This window comes from Dorea sp. BIOML-A1 (genome assembly GCF_009875615.1).
In the GTDB taxonomy this organism is placed as follows: Bacteria; Bacillota; Clostridia; order Lachnospirales; family Lachnospiraceae; genus Dorea_A; species Dorea_A amylophila.
In genome coordinates, this window is the sequence record NZ_WWSA01000035.1 from 13,519 (window position 1) to 30,352 (window position 16,834).

Below are 16,834 nucleotides of genomic sequence, written 5' to 3' on the forward strand. Positions count from 1 at the left end.
TCCCGGTTCTTCCGCCATACACAGTCTAAAAAACTGTAACTTAATGCTTACGTTTGTAAAAAATAACTCCTGCCAAAATCAATAAAATAATTCCAACTACAATCATAAAAATAAAATTATCACCATTTAACTTCCCTGCTATGAAAATAGAAGTCGGGCCATCCGCACCACCAATAACAGAAACGGCTGTGTTTTCTTTCTGCTTCAGTACAATGCCAATGACTGCCAATACAATTCCTAAAATTCCGGCTATGATTCCCAATCGCTTTTTCATTGCTACCACCTCAAATCATTTTTATCTGCTCAATCAAATGTAAATTGTTATGCAAGTATTTCTATGCAAATGAAGCATAGATAACCCATATTTCTGCAAACATTACCAATAAAAGTACACCATCTATCATCCAATTAAACTGAATGTCCGTTAAGAAAGTTTTTGAATGTGTCAGGCAATATTTTACTTTTTCTCGTCCAGTCAAAAAAGTGATAAGCACTTGTAATATAGGAAATAAAAATATTTGTATTTTTCTTCCATAATCATCCGCAATCCCATTTGCAAAATGTACTGGAATAATACTCGGTAAGAAAAATATACTTACAAGAGCAAGCAAAAATCCTATTATACAAATTATCCATGTGAATTTTCTAGTATTGATAAATTTCATAACAATCCTTCTTTCTGCTAAATTCAAGTTTTTCCAATACATAACACGTACTTACATTATACTCCTCACCAATGCAAACCTCAATTTATTCTCCATCCTTTTTCCCGTTATTAAGCTTCGGGCAGTAAAATGCCTTTACTTCCACCCCATCTTCCTCCGACTCAATTTCCACATAATAATCCCGGATAAAGTATCCCGCATTATGCTCCTGAATGGCGTACAGCTCCAATGTCTGAAAATCCACCAGTACCAGATCACGGGGCTTGGGTTTTTGCGTTTCCTCACAGAATACCTCCATGCTTTCCACCAGCTTATCCAGGCATTCCTGACACAGATGGTTCTGTACTTTTTTCACATCGAAGATACTATCTTCCCCGTAATCCACCGATACTTCGGAAATCCCGTAATCCGACATCTGCTCCGTATGGAAAAAGCAGCCGCCTTCTCCTGTCCCGGTATAACCCATATGCCCGTTTCCCTGCGGGCCGGTAAGATTCCCGTCCTCATCATGATTCCGGATATGCATATCCATCACATACCAGTGATTGGTACAGATCACTCCCAGATCGTCAAACTTCCGGAAATAATCCATCATACTCCGTTCATCGCTTCCACACAGCCAGCACTGTTTTGGATCTTTCAGCTTGCTTTCTACTGATTCAGGCACCTTTCTTTCTACCGGGTGATATTCCTGCTCCTGTGTTTTTTCAAGATAACCTGTCAGATCCAGCCGGCTGATTCCCAGTCCGATCAGAATTCCTGACGCACATGCCAATAATCCCACATATCCCTTTTTCATATTATAGTCATCCTTTAAGAATTAGTTTTATAATGCTTTTAGGATTACTATATCAAATCTTGCAATCACTTTCATCATAAATCGCATATTTTTATGTGTTTTATTGCATATACAGCTTTCAAAAAAACTGCCTGCGGCAATTTCGCAGACAGCTTCTATTTCATCATCTCTTCAATTATCACATCCAGCATCCGAAGCACGCTTTCCTGCTTCTTCGGTGTGAGCCTTTCCAGCTTTCCTTCCACTACAGAAGTATGTTCCATTCTGGTAAGAGGAATCACTTCCTTCAGCACTTCATTCGGTTCCGCACCTAATACATTCAACAGCTTTACAAATGTTTCCATCGTAGGTGTTTTCACTTCCCGCTCAATCGCACCCAGATGGTTGGTACTGATATCCACCAGTTCAGCCAGTCTCTCCTGCGTAATTCCTGCCTCTTCCCTGTACCTGCGGATTGCCTTTCCCATTCCTTTCACACGCACACCTCCTCCTTCCAGTATTCACTAACGCTTAAAGCATTAGTCATGTAAATCCAGTATAATTGGTTGCAAATCACGCTTACAGTATCCATAAGGATTGCATTTATAACGCTTTTAGCGTTGGTCACATTTTTGGCACTCCATCGTCTGTAACTGGCACAGTCCTGCGATTGTAGCGGTAATTTACCCATGTTAAAATTGATATTGTCAAAATTATATGCAGAACGAAACGCAGCACTGCCGTATGGGAAGCCTCTCCTGCGGCAAATAAGCTGCGTTTTTTCTGTAAGATAGGAGGATCTTTACAATTTCATACTTTGATTTAGGACGCAGCCTGCATTGACCGGGCTGCGTCCTTTCTTGAGGCAGGAAAACCATAAGCAAAGGCAGGGGAGGTAATTCTCCTGCCGCTCTTATAAAAAGGAGGTACTTTTACGTGAAACACAAACTGAAAAACGCTCCGCCGGACACAAAACGGCATGTCAATTATGGCAGATGCCTGTATGCTGCATTTCTGGCTGTCACAGTCCTCTGCGGATACACACAGCCGGTTTTTGCCGCTACCATCTGGACCAAAGCCAATGAGATCATGAAGGATGTCTATAACCAGATTATCCTCATTTCCACCATTGCTGCAGTCGTAACGGCATCGGTTGCCCTTCTGATGATGAATTTTTCCAAAAGCGGAAAAACCGTGGACGAATCACGTGCATGGCTCAAGCGTATCGTCATTACCTGGGCGATCTTAAACGGGCTTGGCTTTATCATGGCTTACATCACCCCGTTCTTTGCAGGCGGAAAATGGAACGGATAGACGAAAGGAGATGCCACTATGGGAATACTTGACGGAATCGTGGAATGGATTGCCGAACAGGTCATGAACATTCTGGATCTGATCACCACTTCAGTCCTCGGTGCTCTGGGCTGTTCCATGGATACGTTTCTTCGCTACTTTCCTGCTGCCGAGACCATGTATCAGGTCTTTCTGGCACTGGGCATCGGGCTGATCCTCTTAAACTGGGTATGGCAGCTCTTTAAAAATTACTTTATGGGAGCCGGTATCGAAGCGGAAGATCCCATTAAGCTGTCCATCCGTTCCTTCCTCTTTATCTTTCTCACCTTCTATGCGAAAGATATTGTGGATCTGCTCCTGAAGATTTCAGGAACACCGTACAACTGGATTCTGACGGAAGACCTGCCGCCTTTAAAATTTGCGGATTTTAACTCCGTAGTCACAGTCATCCTGGGAGTCTGTGCAAATGGGGCGGTAGCCATCATTGCACTGATTCTGGTACTGATTCTGGCGTGGAACTACATCAAACTGCTCTTTGAAGCGGCAGAACGCTATATTCTTCTGGGGGTACTGGTCTACACAGCCCCGGCAGCTTTTTCCATGGGTGCCAGCCAGTCAACCGGAAATATCTTCAAAAGCTGGTGCCGGATGCTTGGCGGCCAGTTCTTTTTGCTTCTGATGAATGCGTGGTGCCTGCGGCTGTTTACTTCTATGGTCGGCACCTTCCTTGCCAATCCGTTATCCCTATAAGAAAGGAGGACCAAAATGAAACTTAGAAAGAAACTCATACCATTCCTGGTACTAACTGCCTGTCTGGTACTGTTTTGCTCCATGCCGGTCTTTGCAGCGGAGCTTACGGAAGCAGACGTGGAAGCGGCAGTTGCCAGTCAGGGAAAGGAAGCGGTAACCGGAAATGTCTTCGTCTGGTTCCTGTGTGCCATTGCCTTTTTAAAGGTATCCCAGAAAATTGATTCTTTTCTGGCATCGCTTGGCATCAATGTCGGCAATACCGGAGGAAACATGATGGCTGAACTTCTGATTGCAGGACGGAGCCTGACCGGTTCCATGCGTTCCCATGGTGGTGGCGGCTACCACAAAGCCTCTTCTCCCGGAAGTGCGGCTGTCGCAGGAAGCTTCCTATCCGGCGGGCTTGCCGGGGCAGTGGGAAGACAGGTACAAAGAGAAGCGGTCAATTCCGCAACCGGTTATACCGAACACAGCAGTATCGGAAACATGCTCTACCAGTCATCCCTGAACAAAGGCGGAGACTTTGCCAATCAGGTCATCAGCAACATTGCACAGGGAAATTACGGTCAGGTAGGTTCCATCAAGGGAGCAGACGCACAGAAAGCCTTTACTTCCTATATGGGCATCAATCCGGGCGGCGGTTCTTCCTATGATAATGTAGAAATCGGTGGCGGAAGGATCACCGGTACCGAAACCGGAAGCTCCGGAAACCGGGATTTTGCCCTGTACCATGCCGACCAGTATGCAGCTCCTACTCAGGGCTCCTACTCTACGGTACAGTCCGTGGATGGTTCCACCTGGTACAAGCAGTATGCACAGGATACGGTCGAAAAAACACCATATACTTCCGGCAGCGGCAAAGTAGCCTACAATGAATCCATTGTCCAGAAACTGCCGCCAGCCCCACAGCGAAAGGAGCGTATGTAACATGCCAAAAACAGCCTTGATGGGCAGTCCTCTTGCTGTCATCGGTACAGTATTCCGGCACAGGCGCACCCTTGCGAAAACTGGAGCAGCCGTCGGCGGTGTACTGATGCTTCCCATTCTGTTCCTTGTCATGCTTCCGGGACTCGTCTTCGGAGACCTCTCTGAAAATACCGGAGCACTGACCAGCAACACGGTAATCAGTGAAAATATCCGGGCTTCCAATCAGGCAATCGTGGAGGTGCTTCAGGAAAGCCATGATGCACTGCTTGCTAAGATCAATGCGGAAATTGCCAGACTCCCGGAAGGAGATACTGCCTCTATCAGCGATCCTTACGCTTCCAGTATCATCGTAAATGCGAACCAGCTCATCGCACAGTTTTGTGCCAGCCAGGATGACTATAAAAATATAAATATCAGCAAACTCAAAAGCCTGATCCGGGAAAACGAGGACGGGCTTTTTTCTTATGACGTTACTTCAGAAACGGCCACGGTGGAAGTTCCGGCGGAAGAGGAAAATGCACCACCCAGAAAGGTTACTTTTACCCGCCATACCTACACGGTCAGCTATGCCGGAGATGCCTACTTTGCAGATCACGTCTTTCATCTGACCGATAAGCAGAAAAAAACGGCAGACAGTTATGTGGAAAACCTGACCATGTTCTTTGGCGGCTCCGCTTCCGGTCTTGCCATGGCGGTAGGTGTCAGCGATGAGGTGCTGGCTTACCGGGCTACCATCCAGCAGGTCGCACAGAAATACGGCATGGAAGCTTATGTGGAACTCCTCATGGCAGTCATGATGCAGGAAAGCGGCGGGCGTGGAAGCGATCCCATGCAGGCGGCAGAAGGCGGCTTTAATAAGAAATACCCCCATGTCCCCAACGGCATCACCGATCCTGCTTATTCCATCGAATGTGGGATTCAGGAATTAAAGTATGCACTGGATAAAGCAGGATGTACCGGACCTACCGACCTGGACCGCATCAAGCTGGCGCTTCAGGGTTACAATTACGGCTCCGGCTATATCGACTGGGCAATGGAACGTGACGGCGGTTATACCAAAGAAAACGCCATTGCTTATTCGGATATGATGTGTGCCCGTCCGAACTGGCATTATGACCGGTATGGGGACAAGGAATATGTGGAGCATGTTCTCCGGTATTATCAGATTACCAATACCGGCGGAAGCTATCCAGCAAACGGAATGCAGATTCCGCACTATCTCCAGACCGATTACGGGAACATTCCTTATGGCGGCGGCTCCATCGCATCTTCCGGCTGCGGGCCTACCAGCTTTGCCATGATCGCCAGCTACCTGACCGGGAATACCATTACCCCTCCGGATGCGGTGGCATGGTGCGGGAATTCCTATTACAAGCCGGGAGTTGGAACCTACTGGAGCTACTTTCAGGCTGCAGCCAGTCATTTCGGCTGTGGCAGCGTCACACAGACCAGCAATGCCAATACGGTACTTCAGGCACTCTCCGAAGGCTGTCCGGTCATCTCCTCTCAGCGGGCAGGACTTTTCACCAGCGGCGGACACTTCATCGTACTCCGAGGTGTTACGGCAAACGGCAAGGTACTGGTCAATGATCCCAATGACAGTGACGCAAAGAACTATATTAACCGTGAATTTGATATGATGTCGGAAATCCATGCTACGGCAAATGCCTACTGGATCTTCGACAAAAAATAAAGGAGCCATTATGAACAGAACAAAAGTGATTCTTTCCATTTTTCTGATGCTGTTTCTGCTGCTTGCCGGACTGGTTCTCCCCAGTTTCTGGAAAAGCCAGAAAAAAGAAGCTTCCGGAAACAAAGGCAGGGAACCGGCAAAGGAAACAACAGAAACAAATTCTGATACCCCCATGCCGGAATATCTGGATTTTGATGCTTTAAAAGCATTTTTCTCCGACAGCCAGATTGCTTCTCTCAAAGGGCAGTTTCCTGTCTACCTAAAAGAGTATGTCAAAAAAGAACAGACAAGCATCACCTTCCTGCCGGAAAAAACCAGCTACCCTACCGAAACAACCGTCTGCCTGATGTTTTCACTTTCCGATCAGGATACGCTTCCGGTTACCTATCACACCCCGACGGGTGTGTTTTTATTTGGAGAAGACGGGGTACAGGTCTCTGCAGATACGACTTTTTACGAAAAGCAAACCGATGATTCCCTGCCGTCCCTGACTTCGCAGGACATTGAACACCTGCAGGAAGGCGGGTATCCGGATACTTCTGACAGCCCGGAAGCTCCGGACACAGAATCCGGCAGTGCCTCTGTGCCTTCCGAAGATGCGAAAGATACGAAAAAGGAGGTGCAGCCATGACACAGCCAGAAGAAACACCGGTTTCCTTTATCCCTTCCAACTTCATTGAGAAAGGCAAGATCCTAAACGGAACTTTTGACATCCGCAATGCCATAGAAAGCATTGTTCTTTCCCTGGCAATCGGTATCCCTGTTTTCCACCTGCCGCTGTCCCTGACTGCCCGCATCATCATTCTCTGCATGACCGCACTTCCAGCGGCAATGGTAGCCCTGATTGGAATCGGCGGGGAGAGCATCACTGCCTTTTTGATGAATGCCCTGCGTTTTGTAGTGAACCGCAGGGTAATCTGGAGGTCCGACAGTCTTCCGGAAGGAAAGCCACGCAGGAAACCACGTTTCAAAGAGCCAAAGACAAAGAAACACCGGAAAGCAGAAAAAATGGCAGAGCCTTCCAAAGTAATGGCATCGGCTCCCCCACAGTCTGAACCGGACGCACCAGCTCCGCCAAAAAGTAAAAAAAAAGAACACCGGCAGTTTGATACCTCCACCAAGCGGGGCATCAAAAAACAGGCAAAGGAAGATATCCGTTATCTGAAGTGGGAGCAGAAAGAAGCCAGCCGACAGAAAAAAGAGGCGGCGAAACAGATAAAAATACAGAAAAAAACGGAAGCCCGGAGACGAAAGGAGGAAGAAAAACGGGCAGTTTCCGAAAAGCGGGCTGCAAAAAAAGAGCAGAAAAAAAAGGTGGTTTCCAAGGAGGACACCTCATCTGCCACGTCAAAACCCGTTTCCCGGAAAAAGCGAAAGAAAGACCAGACCTTGGAGGATTATCTTCCGGTGGAAAAAATCGCAAACGGAATCGTCTATACCACAGACGGACGGTACGTGAAGATCCTGGAGATTGAACCAATCAACTTTCTGCTTCGAAGTGCCAGGGAACAGCAGGGCATTATCTACAGCTTTATCAGTTACTTAAAGATCAGCCCTGTCAAACTCCAGATCAAGATGATCTCCAAAAAAGCAGACATCAATAAGCATCTGGAGCAGTCCCAGCTGGAGCTGGAGCGGGAAACCGATCCCCACTGTCAGGAACTGCAGCGTGACTACATCCAGTTTGTCCAGAACTTAAGTTCCAGAGAAGCAGTATCCAGACGGTTCTTTCTGATCTTTGAATATGAACCATTCAACGCAAACCGAAAGGAAGAGGAACGGGAAATCCTTGCTGCTCTTGAGACAGCCTCCCAGACCGCCAAAACCTTTCTATACCAGTGCGGGAATGAAGTGGTCTCCCATGACAATGAGGATGAATTTACTACGGATGTTCTCTACACCCTTTTAAACCGTACCCTTTGTACGGAGGTTCCGCTTTCGAACCGGATCAGCACTGTACTGTCCGCCTATACAAAGGAAAATCGCATGGAGGAACTGGATCACATCCGGATCAACGAGTTTCTCGCACCGGAAAGTGTGGATTTCAAGCACTCCCATTATGTGCAGATCAATGGGCTTTACCATTCCTACCTGCTTGTGCCGTCTGACGGCTACAAAAACCGGGTAACTCCCGGATGGCTGTCACTCCTTGTCAATGCCGGGGAAGGGATTGATATTGATTTCTTTCTCCAGAAACAGCCAAAGGACAAGATTCAGCAGCGTCTCGGTCAGCAGATCCGTATCAACCGTTCCAAATTAAAGGATGCGTCCGATACCAACACTGATTATGACGATCTGGATTCTGCCATCCGCTCCGGATATTTTCTGAAGCAGGGACTTGCCAACAACGAAGATTTCTATTACATGAATCTTCTCATCACCATTACTGCTTCCACGTTGGAAGAACTGCAGTGGCGGATTCAGGAAATGAAAAAGCTCCTGATCTCGCAGGATATGAACTTACACTCCTGCTACTTTTTACAGGAGCAGGGATTTTTATCCTCTCTGCCGCTGGCAAATCTGGACAAGAAGCTTTTTAAGCTGTCCAAGCGGAACGTACTGACTTCCGGGGCGGCAAGCTGCTATCCCTTCGTCAGCTACAGTATCTGCGATGATAACGGAATCCTCTTTGGGGTAAACAAGCATAACAATTCCCTGGTCATTGCGGATATCTTTGATTCCAGGCAGTACAAGAACAGCAACATCTGTATCTTAGGCTGTTCGGGAGCAGGAAAGACCTTCACCATGCAGACCATGGCACTAAGGATGCGAAGAAAAGGCATCCAGGTGTTCATCATCGCTCCGCTAAAGGGACACGAATTTTACCGGGCTGCAAGGAATGTCGGCGGAGAATTTATCCAGATCTCTCCTGCCAGTAAGAACTGTATCAACATCATGGAAATCCGGAAGGTAGACAATTCTGTAAATGAACTGCTGGACGGATCGACACTGGATGCCTCCGCACTGGCAGGCAAGATCCAAAGGCTTCACATCTTCTTCAGTCTGCTGATCCCGGATATGTCCCATGAGGAGAAGCAGCTTCTGGATGAAGCCCTAATCAAAACCTATGCCAGAAAAGGGATTACACATAAAAATGAATCCCTGACAGATCCGCAGCATCCGGAGCAGTACAAAAAGATGCCCATTCTGGAGGATGTCTACAATGTCCTGCTGGAAAGCGAGGATACCAAACGTCTGGCTCATATCCTGAACCGCCTGGTTCACGGTTCTGCTTCTTCCTTTAACCAGCAGACCAATGTGGACCTGACCAATAAATATACGGTACTGGATATCTCCGAACTGACCGGTTCCAGCGATCTTTTAACGGTCGGCATGTTCGTTGCCCTGGATTATGTCTGGGATAAAGCGAAGGAAAACCGTACCGAAGAGAAAGCCATCTTTGTCGATGAGGTCTGGCAGCTCATCGGTGCATCCAGCAACCGGCTTGCAGCGGAATTCGTACTGGAGATTGCCAAGATCATCCGTGCTTACTCCGGAGCCGGCATCTTTGCCACACAGGATTTAAACGACTTCTTTGCTCTGGATGACGGGAAGTACGGCAAGGGTATCATCAATAACTGCAAGACCAAGATTATCCTGAACATGGAGGATGAAGAGGCACAGCGGGTGAAGACTATCCTGCATCTATCGGAAACAGAAGTAATGAACATCACCCATTTCCAGCGGGGCAACGGTCTGATCTCAACCAACAACAATAACATCACTGTGGAATTTAAGGCTTCCAATCTGGAAAAGGAGCTGATTACCACAGATCGGCAGGAGCTTCTGGAAATCCTTGCGAAACAGAAGAAACAGGCTGTGTAACTTTTGGCAGCACTGACGCTGCCCTTTTCATTTGAACTTCAAGAAGGAGGAGACTTATGTTACAGACATACAAATCCTATACCAGACGGACGCTGGCTATGCTGCTGGCAGTCCTTGTCGCAGTCGGCGCATTGTTTTCCGGCAGTTTTCCGGTTCATGCAGCCGACGGCACCATCAGCTATAAGGCAGGTGCCAATATCCCTTACGGCAGCTATTTTACCTCCCGCATGAGCTTTGACGGGAGCAATACTGCCTACTGCGTGGAACCACTGAAGAAAACACCTTCCTCTGGTTCCTATTCCTATGACCTTTTAAGCCAGAACTCCCCGCTCAGAAAAGCGCTCTACTACTTAAACGGCGGTTACGGCTACGATAAAGTCGTCAAGGATAAATATTTCAGTGGCTGGAGTGATGATAACAGCTATGTCATCGGACATCTGGTTGTCGCTTACATCTATGCCGGTAATTCCGCTGACACCGGAGCTTTCCATGGCGCCCCGCAGTCCTATATTGATAAAGCACTGGAAGTAGCCAGTGCCATTCAGGGACTTCCGAACCCGCCGGAAGGCTTCCGGGCATTCATCGTTCCGGGACAGGGCAGCCAGACCATTGCCGGAAGCTGGTATCAGGTTCCAAACGGCTGGATCGAACTGAAAAAATCTTCTGCCAACGGAAGCGTATCGGACGGGAATCCGAATTACAGCTTAAAGGGTGCTGTGTATGGGATCTATCAGGGTGAGAAGCTCATCCAGAAACTGACCACTGATGAAAACGGGTATGCCAGATCCGGCGAACTGGAGGAAGGCGATTATACCATAAAAGAGCTCTCTGCTTCCAAAGGCTACATTGTAGACACCAAAGCTCACAAAGTCACCGTAAAAGCAGAACAGACTTCTGCTGCAAACGTAACAGATATTCCGCAGAATAATCCCATGAATCTGGTGCTTGAAAAGCTGGATGCCGAAACAAAGAAAGCCTCCCCACAGGGAGCAGCTTCCCTTGCAAACGCAGAATTTACAGTCAAGTTCTATACCGAGCAGTCTGACAGTGATCCTGCGGAAGCTGGAAAGAAACCGGCACGTACCTGGGTATTAAAAACAGATGTTTCCGGAAAGATGCATTTTACCAAAGATTCCTTTGTAAGCGGCGATGCCTTTTACTATACCAGTGATGGCAAGACCGTCTGTCTTCCGCTCGGTACCATAACGGTACAGGAAAGCAAAGCCCCTGCCGGATACCAGCTCAATCCAACTGTCTTCGTACAGAAAATTACAGGTGACGGTAAGCAGGAAATGGTTTCGGTATACCAGTCTTCTACCATAGAAGAATCTGTCATCCGTGGCGGAGTGAAGATCCAGAAACGTGACAGCGAGACCGGAGAAGCAAAACCGCAGGGTTCTGCCACTTTGGAAGGTACTGTCTTTGCGATCACTACGTTAAATGAAAATCCGGTATTAGTAGACGGAACATCCTACACGAAAGATCAGGTTGTCCTTACACTTACTGCCGATAAATCCGGTTCTGCTGCAACTGCAAAAGATGCTCTCCCATTCGGACATTACCGTGTGGATGAAACAACTGCACCTTCCGGTTATCTGAACAGCGGAAAGATCTCTGTAGAATTTGACATCACAGAACAGGGAAAAATCGTGGAACTGACTGCAAAAGACAATTCCATCTCCAATCAGGTCATCCGCGGGGATCTGGAATTTGTCAAGATTGCTGACGGCAGCCAGAACCGTCTGGCAAATGTGCCATTTAAGATCACTTCCAAAACAACAGGCGAAAGCCATGTGATTGTGACAGATGCCAACGGTTATGCCAGCACTTCCTCCAAATGGAACAAACATACCGCAAATACCAACCGGGGTGAGTCTTCGGAAGACGGCATCTGGTTCGGCACCTCCAAACCGGATGATTCCAAAGGCGCTCTCATTTACGATACTTACACTCTGGCGGAACAGCGTTGTGATTCCAACAAAGGCATGGATCTTTTAACCTTTGAAGTCAAGGTTTATAAGGATTCTGTTCTGATACAGGTTGGAACTCTGACCGATGATGCCATTGAGATCGGCACGACTGCTCTGGATGCCGAGACCGGTACACACATGAGCCAGCCGGCAAAAGAAGTGACCATTGAAGACGTTGTGGAATACGAAGGACTGAAAAAGGGCCAGAAATACAAACTGACTGGAACCTTAATGGATAAAAAAACCGGGGAACCAATCCTTGTGGATGAAAAACCGGTGATTTCTGAAACTGAATTTACTGCAAAGAAATCCTCCGGCTCCGTCAAAGTAACCTTTACCTTTGATGCAACTTCCTTAAAGGGAAAAACAACCGTTGTCTTCGAGGAATTATATCAGGATGAGATGCAGCTTGCAGTCCATACCGACATCAACGATGAAGACCAGACCATCTATTTCCCGGAAATCAAGACTACTGCGAAAGATGCGGACACGAACTCCAATATTTCCTGTGCAAAGGAAGAAATCACGCTGGTGGATACGGTTTCCTTTAAGGGGCTGGTTCCTAACCAGAAATATGAAGTGACTGGAACTCTGATAGATAAAGAAACAAAGAAACCAGTCGAAGCAGACGGAAAACCGGTGACAGCAAAAGCATCCTTCAAGCCAAAAGAATCCGCTGGTACGGTAGATGTTACCTTTACCTTTGATGCCAGCTCCTTAAAAGGGAAAACAGTAGTTGTCTTTGAATCCCTGGCTTACAAAGACAAGGAAGTTGCCGTACACACAGACATTGCGGATGAAGGACAGACTATTTACTTCCCGGAAATCAAAACCACTGCAACAGATGCTGCTTCCGGCACACACTATGCAAAACCGGAAAAAGAACTGACGCTTACAGACCTTGTGGAATACAAAAACCTGATCCCAGGCAAAGAGTACAAGCTGACAGGAACACTCATGGATGCGGAAACCGAAAAACCTTTCGATGTGGATGGCAAAGCTGTGACTGCAGAAACAAGTTTCACTCCGGAAGAAGCTAACGGCAGCGTAGAGCTTTCCTTTACCTTTGATGCCTCTGCACTTTCCGGAAAAACGCTCGTGGCATTTGAAACAATGACTTTTGAAGATCACGAAGTAGCGGTACATGCGGACATCAAAGATGCCAACCAGACCATCTACTTCCCGGAAATCAAAACCACAGCCAAAGACGGCAGTGACGGGGATCAGGATGTCTCTGCTTCCAAGGAAGCGACTATCGTAGATACGGTCACTTATCATGGTCTGATGCCTGGATCTGAGTACAAAGTCATCGGAACCCTGATGAATAAGGAAACCGGAGAGGCTTTGTTAAAAGACGGAAAACCAGTTACCGCTCAGGCAGAATTTAAAGCAGAAAAAGCTGGCGGCTCTGTGGAAGTTACCTTTACCTTCGACGCTTCTGCTCTTGCCGGACAGGATGTGGTTGTCTTTGAAAAGCTCTACTATACAGACGGAAAAACCGAGCATGAGATTGCTTCCCATGAGGATCTGAAGGATGAAGGTCAGACCGTACACATGACGGAGCTTTCGAAAGAACCGGAGACGCCTCCGGTAGCTCCGCCTGTAAAGACCGGCGATGAGACGCCGCTTCTCCTGTATGCCGGAATCGCCATAGCTGCACTTGCAGGTGCAAGTGTCCTGGGCATCGTTTACTTCAAACGCAAAAAGAAACATCAGTAACTCATAACGAAGACTCCTGCAGGCAGCTCCCACATGGAACTGCCTGCTTCTTTAGTAGGTGATGAATATGAAACACCCCCACTGCAAGACAGATGCCAAGCACATCCGTCATTTTCTGAACCTCTGTGAAGGGAACTGGCACTCCTGTATCTACGTCTGGTGCCGCACTTGTAACGCACAGGAAAGCTGTGAGAACTCTGGCTTTTTATTCCATCCGGATGAAACGGGAAGCCCCTGCATCCTCCCTCTTTCAGATGCAGCGCTTTTGTTTCCCCGGATACCGGAGCCAACCGAATGTACCGGAAGCATGAGCATTGCTGCTTTTACAGAGCTTTATCTGCCCTATCTGGCCGCTCAGAAGCTGCCTTTAAAGCCATGTCCCATTCCGGCACTGCTCCGGCTTCAGGAGAACCAGCAATATGACTGGTAACAAAAAGTTGCACTTTCAGGCTCTTATACGTACAGGATATGTAAAGAAAGGAGGCACTGCCTATGTTAAACGTAATTTCAATCATCCAATGTATCGATCAGGTCTTTACGAACCTGATATTTATTCCCATGATTTTTGTCCTGTATGTGAAATTCCGTCCGAAAAAGCCATGGACCAGAAGGCGCAGGAACACTTACCTGCTCTGTCTGGTACTGATCAGCTTATTCCTGCTACGGATTTTCTGTGAGAAGTTCATCTTTACACCGGTTAATTATCCACGTTTCACAGACAGCGGCTTATTCCCGCTCATCCGAGCAATTTTCTATCCCGGCATCTGAAAAATGGGGATTCGTGCCATTTAGTCCGAATCTGGGATCAGTATCCGCTTGCGTCCTATGGGAATTCATCACCTGCTTACTTACAATATAAGTATACAGTACGTACTGGTTATTCACGTACACGTTACGTATCGTGTATGTACAAGCGAGGTGAAAACAGATGAAGAAACCAAAAATCATCCGCTGCCCTTACTGCGGCGGAACAGCAATATTAAGAGATGCATCCTTTGTATATGGAACGCATTCTCATGGCGGACAGGTTTATGTCTGCTCCCACTATCCATCCTGCAATTCCTATGTCGGGGTACATCCGGGAACCAAGATACCAAAAGGAACGCTCGCCAACCGGGAGCTTCGTCAAAAGCGGATTCAGGCACATCGAATTTTCGATCAGATCTGGCAACAGGGCATCCTTTCCAAACCGGAAGCATATCGCTGGGTGGCAGATAAGTTCTGTCTGACAGATAAGCAGGCTCACATCGGACAGTTCAGCAACTATATGTGCGACCAGCTCATTCGGGAATCCGCAGATGTTTTAAAGAACAACCATATTCCCTTCCGCCTCCGGGCAGCCAGCTGAAAGGCGGTGATTGATGATGACCTTACCACTAAATAAAAAGCAAAAACAACTGGTGGAAAAATCCATGGATCTGGTTCCGATCATGATTCGTTCCATGACCCGCACCGCTGCCTATGTAACTGAGGAAGAACAACAGGAATTATGTCAGATTGGATATCTGGCTTTGTGCCGGTCGGCTGTCGGATTTGAGGAAGGAAGATCATTCCAGCCTTATGCCAAAACTATCATCCGTCATGCCATCTTTGACTACTGGCGGAAAATTGCCCGTGACCGCTCCATGCTCTGTTCTCTGGACGAAGCATCATCTGAAGATGAACATCTCCATTATCGTGATTTGTTTTCCTACGAGGATACACAAACAACTCACCCGGAAAAGGACACAAACCAGACCTTGCTTCTTGAGCATTTAACCCAGCTTGGCACCGGACAGTCCTCAACTATTCAGAAGGGAATTGTAGCCCTCTATCTGCAACAGCAGGGATATACCAGCTTTGACTTGGCAAAACACTACCAAGTACCAGCCAATCGTGTACGGGCATGGCAGAGCAAAGCACGGAAACTATTACAGCAGGATGATGCACTCTATGCACTTCTGACTTAACCTTGAAGGAGGGAACTTTTATGCTGACACTTTATACTGCTGTCGGAACCTTAAAATTTCAAAAAACGACAGGCGGAAAATCCATTCCTCTTGTAATCAACGATGGACAAGAATATGGACTATCGGATGACGAGCTGCTGCTCTGGAGCTGTCTTGCCTTCCAGATTCTGACGCTCCATGAACTCCAGGATGCCTATACCCTGCGCCAGATACAGAAAGAAGGTCCGAAAGGCTTATCCTTCCAACACTATCTGAACCGACTTTCCTTACGCGGTCTGGTTGTAAGCGGAATTGGACTGACAGGGGTGGATGCCTTATATCGCCTTCTCGGCAGTCTGACCATTATTCCCTTGAAGGATACCTTTCCCATCCGGCTCTTTGGCTGCGTTCAGCTTTATCTGGAAGGAACTATTGGTGCAAAAGAGTTTGGCAGATATTTAAAGAAGAAACCCTCTTCACCGATGGAAGATACCATTCTGAAGCTGGCTGATAAGGTATCCCTCACGACCGCTGAGCTTGTCACAAGTATGGAGCAGGAAAAAGTAATCCACAACGAATCGGATATTATGGATGAGTTATACACAGAACCGGAGACAACTTACCAAACACTTGTGGATGATGTCCAGATTCACCATACCCAGTATCCAGTGCTGCAGGCTATTGCTAATTTGTACCTGAATAAACAAATCACATTTCATACATGTTAAAGGAAGGAACCTTATGCCAAAACCATTTTTCACAAAGCTGGTTGCCATCAGTGCAATCGGCTTTTTCTGTGTACTTTTTGGGTGCATCTTCGGGATCGCCACCCATGACCGGCTCTTTATCCTCATGAGCCTCCTCATCGGAATCTGCAGCATCTTGCGTGCACTCAGTTTCTACCACCTGATCCATACACATGCTTATCTGTCACTGGACGTAAGCTGCACGAAACGGGAACAGACACTCTTCGGGAAAAACCAGCAATATTGGTTTGCCAGTGATAACGGAAAGGAATACGCCTTCTCACTGGAAAAGAATATCAAACTCCTAGAGGGACATCGGTATCGGCTGTACTTCCGGAAACCACAGCAGGGAACAGGGCAATCGATGCCATGTGCCGGAGATATTCTCGGATATGAAGAACTCACCGATCAACTGCCGGAACTTCCGGATACATCCGTTTAGATAGAAAATGAGCCGCCCGTACTGTGATATGCTACCCTCATATAGGACAATGAAATATAAAAGTCCTATATGGGGGTATTTTCATGTTCAGAAAGAGTAAG

General features: G+C 47.3%; 17 protein-coding genes. 13 read left to right on the forward strand and 4 right to left on the reverse strand.

Features of this window, described 5'->3' with window-relative positions; all coding sequences use genetic code 11:
- Positions 1-40: 40 nt before the first annotated feature.
- From GT508_RS12320 to GT508_RS12335, 4 genes are all read right to left on the reverse strand, one after another.
- Positions 41-274 (reverse strand): LPXTG cell wall anchor domain-containing protein, encoded by a 234-nt coding sequence (locus GT508_RS12320; protein ID WP_005333531.1) that lies wholly within the window; start codon positions 272-274, stop codon positions 41-43.
- A gap of 61 nt (positions 275-335) precedes the next feature.
- Positions 336-665 (reverse strand): DUF1648 domain-containing protein, encoded by a 330-nt coding sequence (locus GT508_RS12325; protein ID WP_022415592.1) that lies wholly within the window; start codon positions 663-665, stop codon positions 336-338.
- An 85-nt stretch (positions 666-750) separates the two neighbouring features.
- The gene (locus GT508_RS12330) at positions 751-1,464 is read right to left on the reverse strand and encodes a hypothetical protein (RefSeq protein WP_005333529.1); all 714 of its coding nucleotides are present in this window, start codon (positions 1,462-1,464) and stop codon (positions 751-753) included.
- Positions 1,465-1,619: 155 nt separating this feature from the next.
- Positions 1,620-1,931 (reverse strand): helix-turn-helix domain-containing protein, encoded by a 312-nt coding sequence (locus GT508_RS12335; RefSeq protein ID WP_179960461.1) that lies wholly within the window; start codon positions 1,929-1,931, stop codon positions 1,620-1,622.
- 448 nt (positions 1,932-2,379) lie between these two features.
- On the opposite strand from GT508_RS12335, the gene GT508_RS12345 reads away from it, so the two are divergent.
- From GT508_RS12345 to GT508_RS12400, 13 genes are all read left to right on the forward strand, one after another.
- Complete coding sequence (locus GT508_RS12345) at positions 2,380-2,757, forward strand: hypothetical protein (protein WP_005333524.1); 378 nt, start codon at positions 2,380-2,382, stop codon at positions 2,755-2,757.
- Positions 2,758-2,775: 18 nt separating this feature from the next.
- Positions 2,776-3,486, forward strand: a complete 711-nt coding sequence (locus GT508_RS12350; protein ID WP_005333522.1) for a hypothetical protein — start codon at positions 2,776-2,778, stop codon at positions 3,484-3,486.
- A 15-nt stretch (positions 3,487-3,501) separates the two neighbouring features.
- Complete coding sequence (locus tag GT508_RS12355; protein WP_005333520.1) at positions 3,502-4,410, forward strand: hypothetical protein; 909 nt, start codon at positions 3,502-3,504, stop codon at positions 4,408-4,410.
- Between the two features lies 1 nt (position 4,411).
- Entirely contained in the window at positions 4,412-6,103 is a 1,692-nt protein-coding gene (locus tag GT508_RS12360) for a lysozyme family protein (RefSeq protein WP_005333517.1), read from the forward strand.
- A gap of 10 nt (positions 6,104-6,113) precedes the next feature.
- Positions 6,114-6,734 (forward strand): DUF5038 domain-containing protein, encoded by a 621-nt coding sequence (locus tag GT508_RS12365; protein WP_161144353.1) that lies wholly within the window; start codon positions 6,114-6,116, stop codon positions 6,732-6,734.
- Positions 6,731-9,928: a TraG/VirB4 family ATPase gene (locus GT508_RS12370; protein ID WP_161144354.1), complete on the forward strand. Its 3,198-nt coding sequence runs from the start codon at positions 6,731-6,733 to the stop codon at positions 9,926-9,928. Before GT508_RS12365 ends, GT508_RS12370 begins: the two co-directional genes overlap by 4 nt.
- 56 nt (positions 9,929-9,984) lie before the next feature.
- Positions 9,985-13,617 (forward strand): VaFE repeat-containing surface-anchored protein, encoded by a 3,633-nt coding sequence (locus GT508_RS12375; RefSeq protein WP_226861981.1) that lies wholly within the window; start codon positions 9,985-9,987, stop codon positions 13,615-13,617.
- A 67-nt stretch (positions 13,618-13,684) separates the two neighbouring features.
- Positions 13,685-14,047 (forward strand): hypothetical protein, encoded by a 363-nt coding sequence (locus GT508_RS14460; RefSeq protein WP_040015509.1) that lies wholly within the window; start codon positions 13,685-13,687, stop codon positions 14,045-14,047.
- A 62-nt stretch (positions 14,048-14,109) separates the two neighbouring features.
- A complete protein-coding gene (locus GT508_RS12380) occupies positions 14,110-14,385 on the forward strand; it encodes a hypothetical protein (protein WP_008373818.1) in 276 nt (91 codons plus the stop codon).
- 160 nt (positions 14,386-14,545) lie between these two features.
- The gene (locus GT508_RS12385; protein WP_005333505.1) at positions 14,546-14,965 is read left to right on the forward strand and encodes a DUF3268 family zinc-finger domain-containing protein; all 420 of its coding nucleotides are present in this window, start codon (positions 14,546-14,548) and stop codon (positions 14,963-14,965) included.
- Positions 14,966-14,981: 16 nt separating this feature from the next.
- Positions 14,982-15,566, forward strand: a complete 585-nt coding sequence (locus GT508_RS12390) for a sigma-70 family RNA polymerase sigma factor (protein ID WP_022415106.1) — start codon at positions 14,982-14,984, stop codon at positions 15,564-15,566.
- A 20-nt stretch (positions 15,567-15,586) separates the two neighbouring features.
- A complete protein-coding gene (locus GT508_RS12395) occupies positions 15,587-16,273 on the forward strand; it encodes a hypothetical protein (RefSeq protein WP_005333502.1) in 687 nt (228 codons plus the stop codon).
- Between the two features lie 13 nt (positions 16,274-16,286).
- On the forward strand, positions 16,287-16,733 hold the full coding sequence (locus tag GT508_RS12400) for a hypothetical protein (RefSeq protein WP_005333500.1): 447 nt from the start codon (positions 16,287-16,289) through the stop codon (positions 16,731-16,733).
- Positions 16,734-16,834 lie beyond the last annotated feature (101 nt).